This is a genomic window from Humibacillus sp. DSM 29435 (assembly GCF_001758225.1).
Lineage (GTDB): Bacteria > Actinomycetota > Actinomycetes > Actinomycetales > Dermatophilaceae > DSM-29435.
Window position 1 is genome coordinate 124,909 of sequence record NZ_MAST01000034.1, and the last position, 21,514, is coordinate 146,422.

The window sequence follows — 21,514 nt, forward strand, 5'->3', positions numbered from 1 at the left end:
TGCAGCCCGGCGGCCGGTCGTTCAGCTGGGGTCGGCAACCGATACCCGCGCCGCACGAACGAGGCGTTCGCCGATGCGGTAACCCGGCTGGAGCACCTGCACGACCGTGGTGCTGGTCGCGCCGTCGGGCAGCTCGGCCTCGATGTGCATGAGGGCCTCGTGCACGTTGGGGTCGAACTCCTGACCTGCCTCGCCGAGTCGTTCCACGCCGTAACGGCCCAGGATCGACTCGAGCTTGTCGGCGATCGCGGCGAAGGGGCCACTCGCGAGGTCACCGGCCTGACGGGCCATGTGGATGTCGTCGAGCACCGGCAGCAGCGACTCCACGACACCGCCGACAGCAGTGGCCCGGATGACGTCGCGGTCGCGGTCGACCCGCTTCTTGTAGTTGACGTACTCGGCCTGGAGGCGCTGCAGGTCGGCCAGCAGTGAGGCCGCCATCGTGTCCTCCTGGGCGAGGGCGTCAGCCTCGGCCGGCTTGCGCGCAGAGTCGGCCTCGTGGTCGAACTCGTCGCTGCCACCGGGCTCCGCCGAGGCACCGGCGCCACCCTCGTAGTAGCTGTGTCGCCCGGCCTTCTGATCGCTTCCCTGACCGGTGGCCCCGGCCGGGGTGCCGGCAGCGTGGCTGCCGGCACCCTCGGTCGGCGATGGTGGCCCACCCGCCTGGTCGGCGCCCACGTCAGGCATCGAGCCAGTCGTCACGGGAACCTCCCAGGTGGCGTCGTCGTGCGTGCCTTCGGCGGGCGTCACTTGGCGTCCTTGCCCTCGTCGTCGTCGATGACCTCGGCGTCGACGACATCGTCGTCGGCGTTGTCTGAGCCGGCGGAGTCGGCGGGGCCGTCAGACTGCTGCCCCTCGAAGCCGCTCGCTCCGTCACCGGCAGCCGCGGAAGCCTGGTCAGAGGCGTACACGGCCTGACCCATGGCCTGCGACTTCGTGTTGAGGTCTTCGATCTTGGCCTTGAGGTCGTCGGCGCTGGTCTCGACTCCGTCGGCGATCGCGGCCTTGAGGTCGGCGAGCGACTCCTCGACCGGCGTCTTGACGTCGGCCGGGATCTTCTCGCCCGACTCGCTGAGGAAGCTCTCGGTCGAGAAGACGAGCTGCTCGGCCTGGTTCTTCAGCTCGGCCTCCTCGCGGCGCTTCGCGTCCTCCTCGGCGTGGGCCTCGGCGTCCTTGACCATCTTGTCGATCTCGTCCTTGCTCAGGGCCGAGCCGCCGGTGATCGTCATCTTCTGCTCCTTGCCAGTTCCCTGGTCCTTGGCGGAGACGTTGACGATGCCGTTGGCGTCGATGTCGAAGGTGACCTCGATCTTCGGCACTCCGCGGCGGGCCGGCGCGATGCCGGTCAGCTCGAAGGTGCCGAGCGACTTGTTGTGCTGGGCGATCTCGCGCTCACCCTGGAAGACCTGGATGAGAACAGACGGCTGGTTGTCGTCGGCGGTCGAGAAGATCTCGGAGCGCTTCGTGGGGATCGCGGTGTTGCGTTCGATGAGCTTGGTCATCAGCCCACCCTTGGTCTCGATGCCGAGCGACAGAGGGGTGACGTCGATGAGCAGCACGTCCTTGCGCTCACCCTTCAGCACGCCGGCCTGCAGGCTCGCGCCCATGGCGACGACCTCGTCGGGGTTGACGCCCTTGTTGGGCTCCTGCCCGCCGGTCAGCTCCTTGACGAGGCTGGTCACGGCCGGCATCCGGGTGGAGCCGCCGACGAGCACGACGTGGTCGATCTCGGCGACCTTGATGCCCGCGTCGGCGATGACCTTGTTGAAGGGGGCCTTGCACCGGTCGAGCAGCGCCTTGGTCATCTGTTCGAACTGCGCCCGGGTGAGGTTCTCATCGAGGTGGATCGGGCCGTCTGGGGTCATCGAGATGTACTGCGCCGAGATGTTCGTGGAGGTCGCGGTCGACAGCTCCTTCTTGGCGCGCTCAGCCTCGTCGCGCAGGCGCTGCATCGCGATCTTGTCCTTCGACAGGTCCTGACCGGTCTTGTTCTTGACCTGGGTGATGAGGTGCTTCATCACGAGGTCGTCCCAGTCGTCGCCGCCGAGGGCGTTGTCACCGTTGGTGGCCCGCACCTGGATCGTGGCGAAACCGTCGTCGGGGTCTTTGCCCACCTCGAGCAGTGACACGTCGAACGTGCCGCCACCAAGGTCGAAGACGAGGATGAGCTCGTCCTCCTTGCCCTTGTCGAGGCCGTAGGCGAGCGCGGCCGCGGTGGGCTCGTTGACGATGCGCAGCACGTTGAGTCCGGCGATCTCACCGGCCTCCTTGGTGGCCTGGCGCTCGGCGTCGTCGAAGTACGCGGGAACGGTGATGACGGCATCCGTCACGGCCTCGCCCAGGTAGCTCTCGGCGTCACGCTTCAGCTTCTGCAGGATGCGCGCGCTGATCTCCTGTGCGGTGTAGGTCTTTCCGTCGATCTCCGGCGACTTCCAGCTCGTGCCCATGTGGCGCTTGACCGAGCGGATGGTGCGGTCGACGTTGGTGACGGCCTGGCGCTTGGCGACCTCGCCGACCAGCACCTCACCGCTCTTGCTGAACGCGACGACGGACGGCGTGGTGCGGCCGCCCTCGGCGTTCGAGATGATCGTCGGCTCGCCGCCCTCGAGGACGGAGACAGCCGAGTTGGTGGTTCCGAGGTCGATTCCGACCGCACGTGCCATGGGTGACTCCTTGTGATTGATGGTGGCCGGATGCCGCTGGGCCGCCTCCGTGGAGGCCGCCCGGTGGGTTGCCGACCGGGTTCTCTGGTGAAGATCTGGTTTCCCGCTCAATCTGCCTCGTGGCTTCACACTTGTCAAAGCCACGCTCCCAAATCTTGCGTTCACTAGGCTCAACTCTGGGTCGGTGTGGGTTTGTTCCCACCTTCCAGGACCTTCCGAGAAACAGCGTCGTTGTGGGTTCTCGTGCAAGTTGTCATTGTCTCGCTTTATCTAGAGCCATTGCCGTGGTGTCTGTGATGTAGGGGACGTACGGGGTGGAGCCGGACCTGCTCCGGTCGACGGAGCTGCGGTACTGCAGGGCTGAAGACGACGAGGTAGTGCCCCCGTCGCCGAGGCCGACACTGCCTTGGCCCAGAGGTGGCCGGTGCGGGAGTTTGCTTGGCATCCTCATCAGGGCAACTACCCGGGCTGGTTGTGGACGGCGACGACGGGCTCCTTCGTGGGGTACGAGAGCCTGCTGGAGCGTGACAGGGTTCTGCTGGCGGACTTCGACCCGGCGGTGGTCGGGATCGTGAGCCAACCGTTTTGGATCAGCGGCCGGGACGAGGCGTGCGGTGAGGTGCGGCGCCGCCACGCGCCGGACTACCTGCTCAGCCTGCGCGACGGGTGCCACGTGGTGGTCGGCGTGAAGCCGGCCGCGGACGACGAAGCAAGGCCTCCGTTCATTCCCGCTCGACGGCAAGACAGCGCGGATCGCGGCAGATCCGTAAACGCTTCGCGCTGATGATCGGGCGTCCGCCTTCAAGGCGGTTGATAGCCGGACGTTGTGGCGAGGTCATTGGGTGCTCTGCACGGTCGCTTCGCCGCCGCAGGAGGGCGATATGTCGAGCAGCCGACGGCCTGGCATCGCCGCCGCGGCCCCATCATCCGCAGCAAGGTCCCCGGTCGTCATGGTCATCCTGGTCAACCAATCCCGTCCGTGCGGGAGGAAAGAACTACATCATCGCTGTCTCATCCGATCGTGGCGCACAGCGCCGTGCCGAGCACCTGCCAGATCGGCCATCATGAGTCATGACGTCTGGCTCTAGGGATCGCTGGATTGGAGCGATCCCTTACTTCCCGAGTAACTCGCGCCTGTGGATCCGCGGACCTGCGGGAGCGTTAAAGCCTAATGCTGCCCGACCGCTCGGCGTCGTGCTGTGGGTCGCCATCGGCCTGCTGATCGGCGCGCTATTGACGCTCACCTGCTGGTCCATCCTCCGGTTGGCTGGGGTCGTGTGACGGATGAATCACGCGCGGATCGCGGCATGATCGGTAGACGTCTCACTCTTGTGAGCGCTGTGTCGCCTGACCCCCCGGCACGCCGGGCTCCAGAGGAGGCCGGCGAGAGCGGTGTCACGGAGAGGCGTTGCCTGGGGCTCGAACGATGGTCTGGGTTCCGCCGCTGCCGTTCACCTTCACGGGGCCGGTGAACCGGCCCGCTTTCGAGGTGATCAGGAACGGACGCCGCCCCGCTTGTGCGGGTCCGTAGGTGGTCACGGCCGCGTCGGGTGGCGTGGTGATCGCGGTGACGGTGGTCGTGTCGTCGCCGGTCACCCATCCGAAGATCTTGTCGTGCTGAGCCAGCTCTGGGTCGTACACCGCGGGTCGGCCCAGCAGCCGCACCACGCCAGTGACGTCGGTTGGTCGGCCTTCACCGTTCGTGACGGCCAGGCCGATCTGGGTGTCGCTGGACCAGCTGATCCACTGGTCTCCGCCGGGTTCGGTCAAAACGACGGTCACCAGATCGGTGCGCGTGGTGTTGAGCAGGATGGCCCGTATCCCCTCCTTCTGAGGGGGCGCGCCCTCGAGCCACGTGAGTCCGACGATCTGCGAGGGGTCGAACGCGTCGATGGTCTGGACGAAGACGTAGTCCTGTCGCTGAGGCCCGTAGACAAGGGTCTTCAGCGACTCGCTGCTCGCAGCGCCGCGCACCAGATCTGGAGCCGTGGCGACCCCAGTGATGGAGGAGTGGTCACTGCCGGTGTTGACGTAGCCGAGCACGAGTCCCGGGATGCCGCTCTCGGCAGGGAACAGAAGGCTGGCCTGGCCGACTCCGAGCCGGTCGGACTCTCGGGTCAGGGTCTTCACGGTCTTGCCGGCCTTCTTCACCGTCCAGGTCTCGACCACCCTGCTGCTGCCCGCGCCACCCTTGACCAGCAACCGGGTGCCGTACCCCGATGCTGTGCCGTCCCCCGTTTCTTGCGTCACCTCGGCGGCCTCGTCGATCGGCCCGGCCAGACTGATCACCGTCGAGGTGGGGTTGGGGGACGCGGGCAGGGCGCGGTTGAAGCCCTGGCCGCTGACCTGTACCGCCACGACGGCGGCGAGGGCGAGCGCGACGACTCCGGCGCCGGCAGTGGCCACGCGGCGGCGGCGCACCAGGCGATGCCCCTGGGAGAGCACGGCGGCCTCGTCGAAGCCCAGGCCACTCATGGTCGCCGCCTCGGTCAAAGCGGCGCGAACGTCGGTTTCGGCTGTGTTGGTCATCGGTGGCTCCCTTCTCGTGGTTCGGTCTTCTCGGCGGCGCCATCTCGGCTAACGGTCGGTAGGTCATCATCTGGCGGGGTGGGCAGAGCCCGTCGTACGGCGGCGAGCCCTCTCGAGGCGGCGCTCTTGACGGCGCCGACCGAGATACCGAGGGCGTCGGCGGTCGCCTGTTCCGTCAGGTCGGTGTAGTAGCGCAGCACGACGATCTTGCGTTGCTGCTCGGGCAGGTCCTTCAACAGGCGAACGACGAGGTCGCGGTTGTCGACCGTGACCGTGGCGTCGCGGGCCACACCCGGCCCGGCTTCGGGCAGGTTGTCGGTCGTGACTTCCTTGCGGGTCGAGCGCCAGGTGTCGGTGCGCTGGTTGACCAGCACCTTCCGGGCGTAGGCCAGGGCCTCGCCGGGATGGACCCTCGGCCAGGCCACGTAGGTCTTGACCAGGGCGGCCTGGGTCAGCTCCTGCGCCCGGTTGTGGTCACCGGTCAGCAGCCACGCCGTGCGCAAGAGCGCCGGCCCGGCTTCATTCATGAAGGTGGCGAACTGGGCATCGCGCTGCTTCGTGCGGCTGCTCACCGTGGCCCCCTGGTGGATGCGGTCATACTTGGTCTACGGAGCAGGTTGCCGAAAGGTTGCCTCGGCCACCGGCACGCTGCGCAACACGCCCAAAGAGCCAACCACTGGGCAACCACACTGTGGCGTCAGCGCGAGTTCATGGACGGCCTGCGCGAACCTGTGTTGGTGAACGGTCCAAACGAGGCTCATGACAAACTGCCGCCTGCCGCCGACGATGTCTAGTCAACGTAACAGTTGAAAACCACGTGCCCACGGCGCAGCATCCTCCGGCTCGTTGGCTGCACGCGGGCCGTGGACATCGAAAGCCCAGCTCTCCCCTCGCCGGGGCCACAGACTCAGGGTCATCCTTCTACTCGATACGTATCGAGAGCACTCCGGCTCGGTGGCCTCCGAGCGAGACGACAAGACGCACCCCACCAGCAAGAGCACGACGGGTTCAGTCGCACGGACGTCCGCTCATCAAGCATGTCCGGAAACACGTGCCTGCTGAGGATCCGGACAAGTTAGTGGGACGACAGCCGTCCCGGCATCTTGTCGCGTTGCAGGTCAGGGGCTCGCTCCTGTGACAGGTCGGGCGGGAACCTACAGTCGTGATGGCGACCCCCGGGTCGGGCCGGAGCGATCTCGGTGACCCTTCGGGCCAGATCGAGGTCCTGCTGGGTCACCCATTCGACGACGTGTTCGGTACCACTGGTTTGGTGAAGAGTCCGCCGGCCGGCCGTCACGTCATCCACCTGACCCGTACGACCCAGAAGGAAACCTGACATGCCCCGTGTTCGCATCGACCTGTTCTGCTCGCTCGACGGCTACACCTCGACCGGCCAGACCCCGGAGAGCCCGATGGGCGCGGACTGGGGGCGTCTGACCTCGGCCTACGCCGCGACCCGCACGTTTCACCAGCGCGTCTTCGGCGACACCAGCGGCGCCGGTACGACCGGCATCGACGACTCCTACGCCGCCGCGCACTTCGAAGGCATCGGCGCCGAGATCATGGGCGCGGCCATGTTCGGCCTGCACACGTTTCCTGATGATCCGCAGTGGAAGGGCTGGTGGGGTGACCAGCCGCCGTATGGCACCCCGGTGTACGTCCTGACCCACACCGCCCCGCGTCCGTCGATCCCGATGCAGGGCGGAACGACGTTCCACTTCCGCAGCGCCGCGATCAAGGACGTGCTCGCCGAGGCGACCGAGGCTGCCGGCGGCCTGGACGTGCGCGTCGGCGGTGGGGTCAGCACCGCGCGTGACTTCTTGCGCGCCGGCCTGGTCGACCACCTGCACGTCATGATCGCGCCGATCCTGCTCGGCCGGGGCAACCGGCTGTGGGACGACCTGCGCGGACTCGAGCTCACCCATCGGGTAACGACGGAAGTGGGCGAGAGCGGCACGACCCACGTCGCCTTCACGCGCCAGGGCCTACCACGCTGTGCGTGTGGCACCTCTCAACGTCTGAAGGTGCCAACCGCACAACCCGCTGTGCGGTCGACACCTGTGGCGGTCAGCAGGTGTCAGACGCACCAGGACGTCGGGCTACCATCCGCGGGTGAGTGATCAGCCAGGTGAGACCGAGAAGGGTCCTGGCCAGCGACGCCGTCGTGAGGTGCTTTCCTTGTCCTGGCTGGCCGACGAGGCCGCCGCTCTCGACGCAGCCCTCAGCGACGCAGCGAAGTGATCTCGGCGGCAAGCCGTAACTCGTTGTCGTCAGGAACCGTCGATCGCCTTGCCCTTGGCCGTTGGCCGTTGGCCGTTGGCCGTTGGCCGTTGTTGCGCCTTCGCACTACTGTCGAAGAACGGCCAGTGGCAACCCAGCTGCCTGACCCCATGCCCACCCATTTCCGGCCCGTCGAGGGGACAGGTGAGATCCCACGTGGTCAGGCGTCAGCTGCCCAAGCCCAACGAGGTCTTCGAGCTCGTGCAGTTCAAGAGACCTGAGCTCAACCTCAAGAAGCGCCGCCTCGATGCCGCCTTGACGACCTACGACCTGCGCCGGGTGGCGAAGCGTCGCACCCCGCGGGCCGCCTTCGACTACACCGACGGTGCCGCCGAGGCCGAGCTGTCGATGCGCCGCTCCCGACAGGCCTTCGAAGACATCGAGTGGCACCCCGACATCCTCACGCCTGCCCCCCACGTCGACGCCTCCACCACCATCCTCGGCGCCCCCAGCGCCCTGCCCTTCGGCATCGCCCCCACCGGTTTCACCCGCCTGATGCACACCGAGGGCGAGGTCGCCGGCGCAGGAGCCGCAGGCCGGGCCGGCATCCCCTTCACCTTGTCCACCCTGGGCACGACGTCGATCGAAGACGTCAAAGCCGCCAACCCGCACGGCCGCAACTGGTTCCAGCTCTACGTCATGCGCGATCGCCAGATCTCCTACGACCTCGTCAACCGCGCCGCCGCCGCCGGCTTCGACACCCTCATGTTCACCGTCGACGCTCCTGTGGCCGGCTACCGCATCCGCGACGTGCGAAACGGTTTCTCCATCCCGCCTTCGCTCACCCTGCGCACCGTCGTAGACGCCCTTCCCCGCCCCTGGTGGTGGATCGACTTCCTCACCACTCCCAAGCTGGAGTTCGCCTCACTCTCGGCCACCGGCGGCACCGTGGGCGAGCTGCTCAACTCCGCGATGGACCCCACCATCTCGTACGACGACCTGCGCATCGTGCGGGAGATGTGGCCCGGCAAGATCGTCGTCAAGGGCGTGCAGACCGTCGCGGATGCCGTCAAGCTCATCGACCAGGGCGTCGACGGCATCGTGCTGTCCAACCACGGCGGACGCCAGCTCGACCGCGCGCCCGTCCCCTTCCAGCTGCTCCCCCAGGTGGTGCGCGAGGTCGGCCACCACGCCACGGTCATGGTCGACACCGGCATCATGAACGGCGCCGACATCGTCGCCGCCGTCGCCCTGGGGGCCAAGTTCACTCTCGTCGGACGCGCCTACCTCTACGGCCTCATGGCCGGCGGCCAAGAGGGCGTCGAACGCATGATCGCCATCCTGCGCACCGAGATCCACCGCACCATGGCCCTGCTCGGCGTCTCCACCCTCGACGAGCTCCAACCCCGCCACGTCACGCAGCTCAGCCGAACCACACCGCTGTCACCCGCCACCGCCATGCACCGCGACAGCAGCTGACCGGCCGGTTCGCGCCCTACCCTTGGTGGCGTGACGAACGAGGGCGACGAGGTTCTCGACGGCGGCAACATGGGGCCGGTTCTGCGCCGCGGAGACACGGTGGTGCGCCAGGCAGGCGAGTGGACCCCCGCTGTTCACCGGCTGCTGAGGCACCTCGACGCAGCCGGCATCCGCGGTGTGCCAGGCGTGCTCACGAGCACGAACCCGAAGCAGGAAGTGCTCACCTTTCTCGACGGCGACGTGCCCGGCTACCCGATGCCGGCCTGGGTCTGGAACGAGGCGTCCCTCCGGTCGGCCGGGAGCCTGCTGCGTCAGATGCACGATGCCACGACCGAGTGCCCGCCGCAGGGACCGTGGCGTTCCCCGGTGCACGAGCCCGCGGAGGTGATCTGCCACAACGACTTTGCGCCCTACAACCTGGTCTTCCGGGGCTCTGAGGTCGTCGGCGTGATCGACTGGGACTACGCCTCCCCCGGGCCCAGGGTCTGGGACCTCGCCTACCTCGCCTACCGCCTGGTGCCCCTCAGCTCGGGCGACCACGCCGACGGTTTCACCGAACGGGAGAGACAGCTGCGGCTGGACCTGCTGATGGACGCCTACGGCACGCGGTTCGAACCGGCACCGTTCCGGCGCGTGGTGCGCAACCGACTGACCGAGCTCGCCGAGCTCAGCGACGAGATGGCAGCTGCGCTGTCGAAGCCGGAGCTGGCCGAACACGCGATGTTCTACCGCGCCGACGCCCGCGAGCTCTGAGGCGGCCAGGCCCGCCCGACCGAGCCAGCCAGCCAGCCAGCCAGCCCAGCCCCTGGCGACGTCAAGCGAACCGACGCGTCAGGAGCCGCCCGCGAGCGTGCCCGCGAAGATCTGCCACGCCAGGGCCGACTTGGCCACGAAGCTGAGAATGATGTAGAGCCGTTCGCCCACCAGGTAGTCACGGAACCTGCCGACCGGCTTGTACTGCAGCACCTGCACCACGGCGAAGACGTTGAACAGCAGAAAGAGCGAGACGATGATCGCGTAGACGAACCCGGGCGCCGACACGTCGGAGGTCGAACCGGGAGCCAGGACGTAGATCAGCACCGCGACCCAGGGCACGGCCCCGGCCAGGCAACCGAAGACGAACGGCAGCCAGCCACCGTCACCCGGCTGGTGAAACTTCTCCTGCAGCCAGCCGAAGAGGATCATCGAGGCGTTCACCCCGAAGAGGGCGACGAGGGCGGCGATGTCGCTGATGCCAAGGAGCAGCGCGATGATCACGATCATCAGCGAGCTCGACAACGAGTACTCCACCCACCGGAACGTGTTGTGGTGCTGCGCGAGCCCTCTCCGGTAGCGCTCGAACGTCTGAGGTGCGCTGACGATCAGGTGAAACAGCGACGACAAGAACAGGAACAGCGCGATGGCCGTCGCGACCGGAAGGTCGAACACCGTCACCTGTTCGCCGGGCGTTCCCGGCGGGCCGGCGAGGTAGGTGCCGGTCACCGGCAACGTGAACCCGTTGGACAGCACGAGTACCGCCACGCCGCTCACGAAGTGCAGCAGAGCCGCGCCCAGGTTGAGCCGTCGCAGCGACGTCGCACGGTCATCGGGGATGTCGGTCTGTTGGGCTGATGTGCTGCTGGCGTTCGCCGGAGACATGTCGGGCCTTTCGTTCGCAATGGTGCGCCGTCGACAGCGACCAGCGGCATTCTCTGATGGGGCTGCGCGCTTTCTGCCAGCCTACGTTCGGGGCGTCCGCCGTGCAGCCGACCCCGCCACGCTGGGTCGAACGCACGGTGGCAGCATGGGTGCTCCGACTGGGTGGGCGTGACCAGAGGCGACCGACGAACGGGTACGAGGCGAACATGTGGCAGAAGCGTGAAGACACGATCGTGCACGAGGCAGAGCCCTACAACGCCGAGCCGTCGCGGGCCGCGCTTGCCGTGGCGATGATCACCCCCATCGACACCTTCTACAGTCGTAACCACGGCTCGGTACCGACCGTCGACCCAGACGGGTGGCGACTGCGCGTCGATGGGCTCGTCGAGCGCCCACTCCAGATCGACCTCGCCCGCCTCAAGGCGGAGTTCGAGCCGCGCGAGGTGGTGGCGACGCTTCAGTGCGCCGGTGCTCGACGCGCTGACCTCGTCGCGATCCGGGACATTCCCGGTGAGGCGCCCTGGGGGCCGTGTGCCACCTCGACCGCCCGCTGGACCGGGGTCTCCCTGGGTGACGTGCTCGCCGCGGCAGGACTGCAGGATGCCGCTGAGCACCTTGCGTTCGAGGCACCCGACCTCTCACGCCACGCCGATGCCGCGCAGCCCTACGGCAGCTCGATCACGCGCCGCAAGGCCACCAGCCCGGAGGTGCTGCTCGCCTGGGGCATGAACGGCGAGTCGTTGCCGGCGGTGCACGGGGGCCCGGTCAGGGTGGTGGTCCCTGGCTGGATCGGCGCCCGCAGCGTCAAGTGGGTCGAACGGGTCACCGCTCGCCGTGACCCGTCGCCGAACTACTTCCAGCAGACGGCCTACCGGTTGCTGCCGGCCGACGCCGACCCCGAGAGCGCCGACCTCCACGCGATGCCCATGCTCAGCTCGGTGGCCCTCAACTCCGACGTGCTCGTGCCGTCGCCGGGCAGCACAGTGTCCGCAGGCCGCGTCGACGTCAGCGGTTACGCCTACGCCGGCGACGACCGGGCGGTCGTTCGGGTCGACGTCTCCCTCGACCACGGGCAGACCTGGCGGCAGGCCGAGCTCGAGCAGGATGCCGGAGACTGGGCCTGGTGCCGTTGGCACACCACGGTCGATGCCGAGCCGGGAGCCCTGACCATCACGGTTCGCGCCTGGGACTCCACCGGAGCGGCGCAACCGGACTCTGCTGCAGGCCTGTGGAACCCGAAGGGCTACATCAACAACGCCTGGAGCCACACCACCATCGACGTCGCCGCCCGCTGAGGCGAGGGGGGCCGCATCCCCGTCAGGGATCGACGGTCATCGACACTGCGAGGGCCTCGCGCACCTCGTCGAGGTGGTAGCGCATGGCGTCCTCGGCCTCAACGGCCGAACCTCGCGCGATCGCGGCCGCGATGGTGCGGTGCTCCGCCGCCGACGCCGTGCGGCGGTTGCGCTGCACGTTGAGCATCCCCGACTGGCCGCCGAGGGCCGAGGCGATCGTCGCCAGCACGTCGGCAAAGACCGGGTTGCCGGAGGCCTGGGCGATGGTCACGTGGAAGGAGGCGTCGAGGCGGGTCCAGATGATCTCGTCGGCCTCCTCGGCCATCCGCTCGACGAGACCCTGGAGGGTCTCGAGCTGGCTCTTGGTACGCCGCAGCGCCGCCAGCCCGGCGGCCGGGACCTCGATGCCGGGCCGGGCCTCCATCAGGTGAGCCGACGAATACCCTTCGAACATCAGGTCGGACGCGTGGGTACCCACGACGAACGTGCCCTTCCCGCCGCGGGTGACGGTCAGACCGAGGGCTTCGCAGGAGCGCAGCACCTCGCGCACGACGCTGCGGCTCACGGAGTACCTGGTGGCCAGGGCCGCCTCTGACGGCAACCGCTCTCCGACGTGGATGACGCCGGAGTCGATGGCGTCGCGCAAGTCGCTCAACATGTAGTCGACAGCACTCATCCGCCGGCCCAGCACCGGGCCAGAAGCCCATCCGTCTGTCGGTTTCATGGGAGCTCACGCTCTGATCTCTCGGTGGCCACTCGCCCAGGAGGGGGGTACTCGGCCTCTCGGCAGTATCACCGACGGGGCGCCCCAGCGCCAGAACCTGGGCCTCCCTCTTGCCAAAGGGTGCTTCGACCGCAATCATTCGTTGTTGACCTAATCCGACATGTCTGACAACCCGACAGGCTTCAACGCAGCCGGCTCGCCGAGGCCCCCCGCGTGGAGGTTCATGAGGTTCCCCATCCATTCGCCGACGCGAGGGTAGACCGATGACCGACACCACCACCACAGAGACACCGCACCACAACCTCGACGCCGAGCAGGTCGGCTACCAGCAGACCCTCAGCCGCCGGCACGTGCAGATGATCGCCATCGGCGGTGCCATCGGCACCGGCCTCTTCCTCGGTTCGGCGTCGCGCCTCAACAGCACCGGCCCCGCTCTGCTGCTCAGCTACGCCTTCGTCGGCGTCATCGCCTACCTGCTGATGCGGGCCCTCGGCGAGCTCGTGCTCCACCGGCCGACCTCCGGCGCCTTCGTGTCGTACATGCGAGAGTTCTTCGGCGAACGGGCCGCCTACATCACGGGCTGGATGTACTGGCTCAACTGGGCGTTGACCGGTATCGCAGAGCTGTCTGCCGTGGGCCTCTACGTGCAGTTCTGGTATCCGCTCATGCCGACCTGGGCCACCGTGCTCATCGCGCTGGCCGTCGTGCTCGTCATCAACCTCCTGTCGGCGCGTGCCTTCGGTGAGTTCGAGTTCTGGGCCGCCATCGCCAAGGTCGGGGCCATCATCGTGTTCCTCTGCGTGGGCATCGTCGTCGTGGTCTTCGGGATCAGCATCGGCACGCACCAGGCAGGCTTCAGCAACCTCTGGAGCAACCCGGGCGGATTCTGGCCGGCGAGTGGCGACTACAACTGGTACGGCCCGATCCTGGTGATGTCTGGTGTCGTCTTCGCCTACGCCGCCATCGAGATGGTCGGCGTCGCGGCCGGTGAGATGCAGGACTCCGAGACCGAGGTGCCCAAGGCCGTCAACGCCGTCATCTTCCGCATCGCCGTCTTCTACTGCGGCTCGATCCTGCTGCTCGTCTGCATGCTGCCGACGACGGAGTACAAGGGCGGCATCAGCCCCTTCGTCACCGTCTTCGAGCGCATGGGGCTGAACTGGATGGGCAACATCATCCAGGTGGTGCTCATCATCGCCGCCATGTCGAGCCTCAACTCGGGGCTCTACTCCACCGGGCGGGTGCTGCGCAGCCTCGGAGTCTCCAAGCAGGCGCCGGCGTTCACCCTCAAGATGAGCAAGTCCGGCGTGCCGTGGGCCGGCATCGTCATGACCTCCGTGATCTACGTGTTGGGCGCCCTGCTGAACGCCCTCGACCCGGGAGCGTTCGAGACCGCTCTGGAGGCGGCCGCGATCGGCGTCGTCTTCACCTGGGCGACGATCTTCCTGTGCCAGCTGCGTCTGCGATCGCTGGTCAACCGGGGGGTCATCCGCCAGAGCAAGTTCCAGATGCCCGGGCACCCGTACACCAGCATCGCCGGTCTCGTCTTTCTGTTGCTCGTGCTCGTCGGCATGACCATCTCGGGCTGGCAGTCGTCGCCGTACTTCTGGCACAAGACGAACTTCCTCGTCGTCGTCATCGGCATCCCCATCATCGCCGTCTTTCTGGCCATCGGCTGGTTCGTGGTCAAGCCGAAGGTCGTGGCCAACACCGGCAACCGGCTGAAGGCGGTCTGGTCGAACGACGGCCCCACGACCTACGGCGAACCCGGCGCCGGTGGGCGAGACGACCGGGGCGACCGTGACACCGACCCGAGTGTCGTCTAGGCCCCGGGCACGACTCGAGAGGATGACCATGCGCACACTACGTCCGACGGCCCTCTGCGTCTCAGCAGCCCTCGCCACCGCCTTGCTCGCCGCCTGCTCGTCGGGCACCCCGGCGACGTCGGTCACGGCCGGTGACGCGGCCAACGCCAAGCTCACGATCGGCATCTCCTTCGACCAGCCCGGTCTGGGCCTGAAGACCGGCAACACCTACAGCGGTTTCGACGTCGACACTGCCATCTTCGTCGCCAAGGAGCTGGGCGTGGACTCGGACGCCATAGCGTGGCGCGAGGCCGACCCTGCCGACCGTGAGAACCTACTGATCAACGGTGACGTCGACCTGGTGTTCTCGACCTACTCGATCACCCCCGAGCGCGAGAAGAAGGTGTCGTTCGCCGGCCCGTACTTCACGGCGCAACAGGACCTGCTGATCCGCCGCAACGACGTGTCGATCACCGGGCCCGACACGCTCGACGGCAAGAAGCTCTGTTCGGTCACCGGAACGACATCGGCCGAGCTGATCACCAAGAAGTACCTCGGCAAGATCAATCTCCTGCCGCTCAGCAAGTTCTCCGACTGTGTGACTGCGCTGGCGAACGGCAACGTCGACGCCGTGACCACCGACGACGTGATCCTCGCCGGCTTCGCCGCCCAGCCCCAGTACAAGGGCCTGCTCAAGGTGGTCGGCCAGGGGTTCTCCACCGAGAACTACGGTGTCGGGATCAAGAAGGGCGACACGGCGATGGTCAGCAAGGTCAACGCCGCCCTCAAGAAGTACATCGACGACGGGTCGTGGAAGGCGGCGCTGGAGTCGACCGTCGGGCCCTCCGGCTACCGGATCCCGGCCCCGCCCACACCCGGCAGCTGAGCGGGCCCCACGTGATCGGAACGGCGTGGGGCCGCATGACACGATGACGGGCGTGGACACCCGCGAGCTCGAGGGCTTCCTTGCCCAGCACGCCCCCTTCGACTCTCTCGACGCCAAGATGCTCAGATCGGTGGCGACGGCAGCGACCGTGATCACGTTTCCGCGCGGTGAACAGATCCTCGATGCCTTCACCGACCCCACCAACGCGGTCTTCATCATCCTCAGCGGTCGGGTCGACATCTGGAACGACGCCGACCGCCTCCGGGAGGCCGCCGACGAGTCGCTCAGCGCGGGAGAGCTGTTCGGCTTCTCGGCCATGCTGACCGAGCGATCGGTGGGTCCGCGGGCCGTCGCCGCCACCCCCGTCACCATCGCCCGGGTGCCAGCCGCAGCCGTGGCTCCCGTCTTCGCCTCGCGACCGGGGGCACGGTTCCTCGCGGAGACCCTCCTGTCGACCAGGCATCAGGCGCTGGCCGCCCCGGCCTACAGCTCCGTGGAGGAGCTCATCACCACGGCGCCCCTCACGGTCGAGCCGACCACGCCCGTGTCGGAGGTGGCTCGGCTGATGACCGAGCGAGACTCGCGCTACGCCGTGGTTCCCGGGCCCGATCACACCTTCGGGATGGTCACCGACTCGATCCTGCGGCGGCGGGTGCTCGTCGAAGGCCTGCCGCCGGCCACCCCCGCCCGAGAGATCATGCAGCCGGCAACCGCCACCGCCGTGGTGGGCGAGTCCGCCCAAGAGGCCCAGATCACCCTGCTCGACCACGGCAGCGACTTCCTCGTCGTGACCGACCGCGCGGGCGAGCTGCGCGGCGTCGTCGCTCCGCGCGACTTCGCCGTCTCACCCTCCACCGCCGGGGTGGCCCTCAACGAGCAGCTGCGTCGGGCGGGCACCGCCGAGGAGCTCGACACCCTGGCGCGGCAGGCGCCCAAGATGCTGGCCGACGTGCTCGGTCGGGGGCTGCCCTCCGGACGGGTCATCGCGGTGTACTCGTCCATCGTCGACACCATCGTGCGCCGGGCGATCCAGCTGACCTTCCAGCGGCATCCCGACCTGTCGACCGAGGCCTTCACCTGGCTCGCTCTCGGCAGCAACGGACGCCGCGAGGCCGTGCTCAGCTCGGACGTCGACTCTGCAGTGGCGTTCGTCGACGGCACTCCCCCTGACGAGATCACCCGCTACCGCGCCGTGTTCGCCGAGGTCGACGAGATGCTCGTCGGCGCGGGGCTGATGAGCGACGACCACGGGGCATCCGCGCGGCGCACGTTGTTCGCCCGCACCAACGCCGACTGGCGTGCTCAGGCCACCCGGTGGCTGGCCGCACCGACCGATGGCAACGGGGCCATGATGACCTCGCTGCTCGTCGACGGACGCCCGGTTCACGGCGACACCGGCCTGCCGGAGGTGGCCAGGGTCTTCAGCGACCTGCGCCGGCATCCGGGCACGATGCGGTTGCTGCTGCAGGAGTCGTTGTCGAGCCGGGCTCGGCTGCACTCCATGCGGCAGGTGCTCTCGAGGCGCAACGACACCTTCGACGTCAAGACCTACGCCCTCGTGCCCGTCGTCAACATCGGTCGCTGGGCCGCCCTCAGCGTGGGGTCCGCGGCGCTGCCCACGACGGAGCGGCTGAGGGTCGCGGCCGGGTCGGCGATGCTGCCGCGCTCGCAGGCGAGCACCCTCATCGAGGTTTTCGAGACACTTCAACGTCTGCGGCTGCGCTACCAGCTGCTGCAGATCCGTGAAGGCATCCGGCCCTCGGACGTACTGGTGCTCGACCGCCTCTCCGCCATCGACCGCACGGTCATCGCCCAGGCGGTGCGGGAGGTCTCGAGCATCCAGCGCCGCATGGCCAACGTCTCGAACTACGTGCCGACCGCCGACTGGTCGTCCACCGACGGCCTCTGACCACCGCCCGTCGCACGAGACTGCAGACAGGTCGAGCAGAGCGTTGCGGCGCACCGGGATGCCGTTGACCCGCTGACGCCGTTCCCGCTGCGGATGCGTAGGGTCGGCTCATGACTCAGCCCCACGTGACGACCGTCGACGCCGGACCACGGGCCGTCTCCCGCCGGGTGACGGTGCACGCCCCAGCCGCCGAGCTCTTTGCCGTGGCTGCGAACCCGCACCGCCACCCTGAGCTCGACGGCTCGGGCACGGTGCGCGACACGCCGGTGAAGGGGCCGGAGGTGCTGAGCGAAGGCGCCCGTTTCAGTGTCGGCATGAAGCAGTACGGGGTGCCGTACTCGATCACCTCGACCGTCACCGAGTTCGACGACGGTCGGGTGGTGGCTTGGCGTCACCCGATGGGCCACACCTGGCGGTGGGAGTTCCAGGAGGTCTCTCCCGGCCTGACCGAGGTCACCGAGACGTTCGACTACTCCGGCTCCCGCTCGCCGAGGCTGCTCGAGATCTTCAAACAGCCCCAGGCCAACGCGGAGGGCATCACCTCGACCCTGCAGAAGCTGGCCGAGCGCCACGCCTGACGCGCCTCGTCAGCGCAGCAGCGAACGAACCCAGGCGGCATCCGGGTTGGTGCGCGTCTGCTCACCGAAGATGACCGTGGGGGTCGTGTGGTCGCCCCCGTTGACCGAGCGCACCACGACGCGGGCCTGCTCGTCGAGCGAGCTGTCGACCCACGACGCCCGTCGACCGGCCACACCGAGCTTCAGCCTCAGCAGGATGCAGTAGGTGCACCCCGGCTTCCAGAAGATGACCGGCGACTCCCCCTGCGCGGCCCGGCGCCGGGCCTCCCCCAGGTCGGCGCTGCTCGGGAAGAACGTCGGGCTGAGCGCCCACGCGTACGTGAGCAGCAGCCCACCGGCGGCCACGCCGACGAGCGGGTTCGAAGCGACCAGCTGACCGACGAGAAACACCACGCCGGCCAGGGCCACGAGCACAGACGGCCACCAGCGACCGATCATCCGTGTCATTGACCCCATGCTAGGCCGCCCGTCGGACTGCTCGCCCAGGGGCCGACCAACCGACGCCACAGACAGGGCTCAGCGCGGGTGGGTAGGTTCAGACCATGGCTGGAACTCAGGACCGCACCCAAGACCAGGAGCAGGCTGACGCCTTCGTCTCCTTCGGAGTCACCGGCGACCTCGCTCGCAAGATGACGTTCGTGGCGCTCTATCGGCTCGAACGCGCCGGCCGGCTCGACTGCCCCATCGTCGGGGTGGCGGCCAACGACTGGTCCGACGACGACCTGCGGCAACACGCCCGTGACGCCGTGACCGCAGCCGTCGGCGACGAGCCCGTCGACTCCGATGCTCTCGAACGGCTCGCGGCCCGGATGTGTTACGTCGGAGGGGACTTCGCCGACCCCGGCACGTACCAGCGGCTTTCGGACGCCCTGGGTCAGGCCAAGAACCCGGTTTTCTACCTCGAGATCCCACCCTCGCTCTTCGAGATGGCGATCAAGGGCCTCTCGGATGCCGGCCTCACCGCCAACGCGCGGGTCGTCGTCGAGAAGCCGTTCGGGCACGACCTCGAGTCAGCCCAAGCGCTCAACAGCTCACTTCGGGCCATGCTGCGCGAGTCGCAGCTCTACCGCATCGACCACTTCCTGGGGAAGCTGTCGGTGCAGCAGATCCTCCGTCTACGGTTCGCCAACACCATGCTGGAACCAGTGTGGAACCGCGACCACATCGAGTCGGTACAGATCACGATGGCCGAAGACTTCGACGTGGCCGACCGAGGGTCGTTCTACGACAAGGTCGGTGCCCTGCGCGACGTCGTGCAGAACCACCTGTTGCAGGTGCTGTCGATGGTCGTCATGGAGCCGCCTGCCCGTGGCGGGCTCGACGCCCTTTCCGACCGCAAGCGTGACGTGTTCGCGGCCATGCCCACCGCCCGGCCGGGTGACTACGTGCGAGGACAGTACGACGGATACCAGTCCACCGACGGGGTGGCCGACGACTCGACCACCGAGACCTACATCGCCCTGCGCCTCAGCATCGAGAACTGGCGCTGGTCGGGAGTGCCCATTCTCATCCGCGCCGGCAAGTCGCTGCCGGTCGATGTGACCGAGGTTCGGCTCGTGCTCAAGCCGCCGCCACCGCTCGGTTTCACCGACGACGACGGGGTGCTCGACCCGAACCAGATCGTGCTGCGGATCGACCCGAGCGCCGGGGTGCGCTTCATGCTGCAGACTCAGGAACCCACGAGCGACTCGCTGCGCACGGTCGACCTCGACGTCGACCTCGGCGGAGACGACGTGCCGACCCCGTACGAAGAGCTGCTGCACGCCGCGATCATGGGTGACGCGACCCTGTTCACCCGCGAGGACGTCGTCGAGGAGACCTGGCGCGTGCTGGAGCCGTTGCTCGACCTGGCCTCGGCCCCCGAGACGTACGCCCCCGGTTCGTGGGGCCCGTCTGCTGCCGACGCCCTGGCGAAGGACGTCGGTGGCTGGCACGACCCCTGGCTCGCGTAGCCCTTGCGGTTCAGCCGCGGCCTCCGACGATGCGCGCCGTGCCCACGGTCGTGAGGGTGGGGCGGGCCTCGTCGGCGCTGCTGCTGCTGCTGGTCGTGGTGGTGGTGGTGGTGGTCGTGGTGGTGGTGCTGGTGTCGCCGGCGCTCGAGCCGTCGCGCACCTCACCGCCTCGCCAGACGATCGACAGGTCGGCCCCGTCGACGCTCAGCTCGGCAAAGCAGTTGTCGAACCAGGGGCCGCCCGTGACCGCCCAGGGGTAGGCCGGATCGGGGACGCGCTTGGACCGGCGCGCCCATGCGTTCATCGGTCGCACCAGGCCTTTGGCCAGGCCCGACACCATGACCCGCAACGCGATCGGCATCGGGTTGCGGATCGGTGAACACACCGCCTGGGCGATCATCGACACCGCGCCGTGGCGGGCCGCGGCGTCGATGACCTGCGCGACGTAGGAGTTGTGCACGTCACCGGAGAGGAACACGACCGTCTGCGGCGGGGCGCCCCGGTTGCCCCGGGCGACGTCCATGACGATGTCGAACACCGACTCGAAGCCGTCGTCGAAGGCTGCCCAGTGCTCGAGGTCGAGCACCTGCCGCGACTTCTCAGCGACCTTGGCGACGACGCCCGCCGTAGGCTCCCTCGGCCGCCGCCTCGTCGATGGCCCCGAGGTCGTGCAGTCCCGGCGGCAGCAGGAACGGCAGCGACGTGCCGATGAGCAGGTGGTCGAGCTCGCCGGTGAGCTGGTCGTCGAGCCAGGCCGTCTCGTCGGGGTCGAGCATCGACCGGCGGTCGGGCTCGAGCACGCGGGCGGCACGAGAGTCGACCACCACCAGGCGGCTGTCGCCGAGGTCGCGGCGGTAGCTCCAGCGGTACACCTCGGGATGCCGGTCGACCCGCTCGACGAGGCCGAACACGGCATCGGTCAGGTCGAGCTCTTCGTCGCCGTCGTGGGTCAGCACGGCGGCGTAGACGAGGTCTCGGGCCAGCTCGGACGGCGAGAGGTTGCCGATGTGCTGATACACCCAGTACGACGCGAGGCCCCCCATGAGCCGCTCGTGCCACCACTGCGTTCGGTTGATCTCCTCGTGCCAGCTCCACGAGGTGTTCCAGTCGTCGCGGATGTCGTGGTCGTCGAAGATCATGCAGCTGGGCAGGGTCGAGAGCAGCCACCGGTTGGCGGGGTCGTTCCAGGCGAGCTGGTAGAGGTGCGCGTACTCCTCGTAGTCCCTGATCTCGACCCCGGGCGGCTCGTCGATGTCACGGCGGCTCGCGATGAACTCACGCATCGCGTCGGGGGTCAGGTCGGCGTACACCTGGTCACCGAGGAGGGCCATCAGGTCAGGCCACTGCTCCTGCTGGTCGGCCAGGGCCAGGGCCAGGGTTCGCAGCGCGTCGACCCCGTTGGTCTTGTTGGCGGCGGCGTCATGGGGTTCGGCCACTCGGCAGGAGCCGAACGCCAGCCGCAGCGGGCGCGACCGGTCGAGCGTGCGGATGGCCGGCGCCGGAAACGGGCTGTCGGACGGTGGCCATACCGAGGTGTCGTCGATGCGCACCCCGTAGTCGTGGACCGCGCCCGCCTCGAGGCCGTCGACGACCACGAGGGCGAAGTGGTGCCCCTTGACGACAAAGGTGGGCGAGCTCCACTCGCGACCGTCGGCCTCCACGGTGACCGTGGCCGCAGCGGCCGTCTCGACCCACACCGTTGCGTCGGTCTCACCGATGTAGCGCAACATCGGGCCCAGTACGAGTGGGTCCAGGGAGGATGCGGGCATCGGCGACACGCCCCTGTCATCACCGATCGGGTCGGAGACGTCGCCGAAGGCCCTCTCGTGCTAGCCC

Annotated in this window: 19 protein-coding genes and 1 pseudogene; 11 read left to right on the plus strand and 9 right to left on the minus strand. The window is 68.2% G+C overall.

The annotated features are described in order from the left end of the window. Positions 1 to 21: 21 nt before the first annotated feature. Both BA895_RS16860 and dnaK read right to left on the minus strand, forming a co-directional pair. Entirely contained in the window at positions 22 to 750 is a 729-nt protein-coding gene (locus BA895_RS16860) for a nucleotide exchange factor GrpE (protein WP_254666525.1), read from the minus strand. Continuing rightward, on the minus strand, positions 747 to 2,663 hold the full coding sequence (gene dnaK, locus BA895_RS16865; RefSeq protein ID WP_070193038.1) for a molecular chaperone DnaK: 1,917 nt from the start codon (positions 2,661 to 2,663) through the stop codon (positions 747 to 749). Before dnaK ends, BA895_RS16860 begins: the two co-directional genes overlap by 4 nt. A 406-nt stretch (positions 2,664 to 3,069) precedes the next feature. On the opposite strand from dnaK, the gene BA895_RS16870 reads away from it, so the two are divergent. Continuing rightward, entirely contained in the window at positions 3,070 to 3,447 is a 378-nt protein-coding gene (locus BA895_RS16870; protein ID WP_083283467.1) for a TnsA-like heteromeric transposase endonuclease subunit, read from the plus strand. A gap of 611 nt (positions 3,448 to 4,058) precedes the next feature. On the opposite strand, the gene BA895_RS16875 is transcribed toward BA895_RS16870, so the two are convergent. Beyond that, entirely contained in the window at positions 4,059 to 5,192 is a 1,134-nt protein-coding gene (locus tag BA895_RS16875; RefSeq protein WP_070193040.1) for a hypothetical protein, read from the minus strand. After that, positions 5,189 to 5,764, minus strand: a complete 576-nt coding sequence (locus tag BA895_RS16880) for a SigE family RNA polymerase sigma factor (protein ID WP_070193041.1) — start codon at positions 5,762 to 5,764, stop codon at positions 5,189 to 5,191. The genes BA895_RS16875 and BA895_RS16880 overlap by 4 nt, the downstream gene beginning before the upstream one ends. A gap of 765 nt (positions 5,765 to 6,529) precedes the next feature. Here BA895_RS16880 and BA895_RS16885 point away from each other — a divergent pair. The 4 genes and pseudogenes from BA895_RS16885 to BA895_RS16895 all read left to right on the plus strand — a co-directional run. Next, positions 6,530 to 7,171 (plus strand): annotated as a pseudogene (locus tag BA895_RS16885) (dihydrofolate reductase family protein); the annotation flags it as partial. A 133-nt stretch (positions 7,172 to 7,304) separates the two neighbouring features. Then, complete coding sequence (locus tag BA895_RS24745) at positions 7,305 to 7,433, plus strand: hypothetical protein (protein ID WP_256388457.1); 129 nt, start codon at positions 7,305 to 7,307, stop codon at positions 7,431 to 7,433. 195 nt (positions 7,434 to 7,628) lie between these two features. Then, entirely contained in the window at positions 7,629 to 8,891 is a 1,263-nt protein-coding gene (locus tag BA895_RS16890) for an alpha-hydroxy acid oxidase (RefSeq protein ID WP_070193042.1), read from the plus strand. 30 nt (positions 8,892 to 8,921) lie between these two features. Then, entirely contained in the window at positions 8,922 to 9,644 is a 723-nt protein-coding gene (locus BA895_RS16895; RefSeq protein ID WP_254666526.1) for a phosphotransferase enzyme family protein, read from the plus strand. A 78-nt stretch (positions 9,645 to 9,722) separates the two neighbouring features. On the opposite strand, the gene heR is transcribed toward BA895_RS16895, so the two are convergent. Continuing rightward, entirely contained in the window at positions 9,723 to 10,529 is an 807-nt protein-coding gene (heR, locus tag BA895_RS16900; protein ID WP_070193043.1) for a heliorhodopsin HeR, read from the minus strand. 206 nt (positions 10,530 to 10,735) lie between these two features. Here heR and BA895_RS16905 point away from each other — a divergent pair, with 206 nt between their 5' ends. Next, positions 10,736 to 11,824 (plus strand): sulfite oxidase, encoded by a 1,089-nt coding sequence (locus BA895_RS16905; protein WP_070193210.1) that lies wholly within the window; start codon positions 10,736 to 10,738, stop codon positions 11,822 to 11,824. 22 nt (positions 11,825 to 11,846) lie between these two features. Here BA895_RS16905 and BA895_RS16910 read toward each other — a convergent pair whose 3' ends face one another. After that, positions 11,847 to 12,548, minus strand: a complete 702-nt coding sequence (locus tag BA895_RS16910; protein ID WP_070193044.1) for a FadR/GntR family transcriptional regulator — start codon at positions 12,546 to 12,548, stop codon at positions 11,847 to 11,849. A 263-nt stretch (positions 12,549 to 12,811) separates the two neighbouring features. Here BA895_RS16910 and BA895_RS16915 point away from each other — a divergent pair, with 263 nt between their 5' ends. From BA895_RS16915 to BA895_RS16930, 4 genes are all read left to right on the plus strand, one after another. Beyond that, positions 12,812 to 14,374 (plus strand): amino acid permease, encoded by a 1,563-nt coding sequence (locus BA895_RS16915; RefSeq protein ID WP_070193045.1) that lies wholly within the window; start codon positions 12,812 to 12,814, stop codon positions 14,372 to 14,374. 28 nt (positions 14,375 to 14,402) lie between these two features. Then, positions 14,403 to 15,239 carry a glutamate ABC transporter substrate-binding protein gene (locus tag BA895_RS16920; protein WP_070193211.1) on the plus strand — a complete coding sequence of 279 codons (837 nt, stop codon included), beginning with the start codon at positions 14,403 to 14,405 and terminating at the stop codon, positions 15,237 to 15,239. Positions 15,240 to 15,291: 52 nt separating this feature from the next. Next, positions 15,292 to 17,148, plus strand: coding sequence for a putative nucleotidyltransferase substrate binding domain-containing protein (locus tag BA895_RS16925; protein WP_175442357.1), 1,857 nt, complete (start codon positions 15,292 to 15,294; stop codon positions 17,146 to 17,148). Positions 17,149 to 17,258: 110 nt separating this feature from the next. Beyond that, positions 17,259 to 17,726: an SRPBCC family protein gene (locus tag BA895_RS16930; protein ID WP_070193046.1), complete on the plus strand. Its 468-nt coding sequence runs from the start codon at positions 17,259 to 17,261 to the stop codon at positions 17,724 to 17,726. Between the two features lie 9 nt (positions 17,727 to 17,735). Here the strand turns inward: BA895_RS16930 and BA895_RS16935 are convergent, their stop codons facing one another. After that, complete coding sequence (locus BA895_RS16935) at positions 17,736 to 18,173, minus strand: hypothetical protein (RefSeq protein ID WP_217493935.1); 438 nt, start codon at positions 18,171 to 18,173, stop codon at positions 17,736 to 17,738. A gap of 95 nt (positions 18,174 to 18,268) precedes the next feature. Here BA895_RS16935 and zwf point away from each other — a divergent pair, with 95 nt between their 5' ends. Next, positions 18,269 to 19,678: a glucose-6-phosphate dehydrogenase gene (gene zwf, locus BA895_RS16940; protein WP_070193048.1), complete on the plus strand. Its 1,410-nt coding sequence runs from the start codon at positions 18,269 to 18,271 to the stop codon at positions 19,676 to 19,678. 10 nt (positions 19,679 to 19,688) lie between these two features. Here zwf and BA895_RS24580 read toward each other — a convergent pair whose 3' ends face one another. Both BA895_RS24580 and BA895_RS23225 read right to left on the minus strand, forming a co-directional pair. Then, on the minus strand, positions 19,689 to 20,264 hold the full coding sequence (locus BA895_RS24580) for a hypothetical protein (protein WP_070193049.1): 576 nt from the start codon (positions 20,262 to 20,264) through the stop codon (positions 19,689 to 19,691). Positions 20,265 to 20,277: 13 nt separating this feature from the next. Next, a complete protein-coding gene (locus tag BA895_RS23225) occupies positions 20,278 to 21,447 on the minus strand; it encodes an alkaline phosphatase D family protein (RefSeq protein WP_254666527.1) in 1,170 nt (389 codons plus the stop codon). Between the last annotated feature and the right edge of the window lie 67 nt (positions 21,448 to 21,514).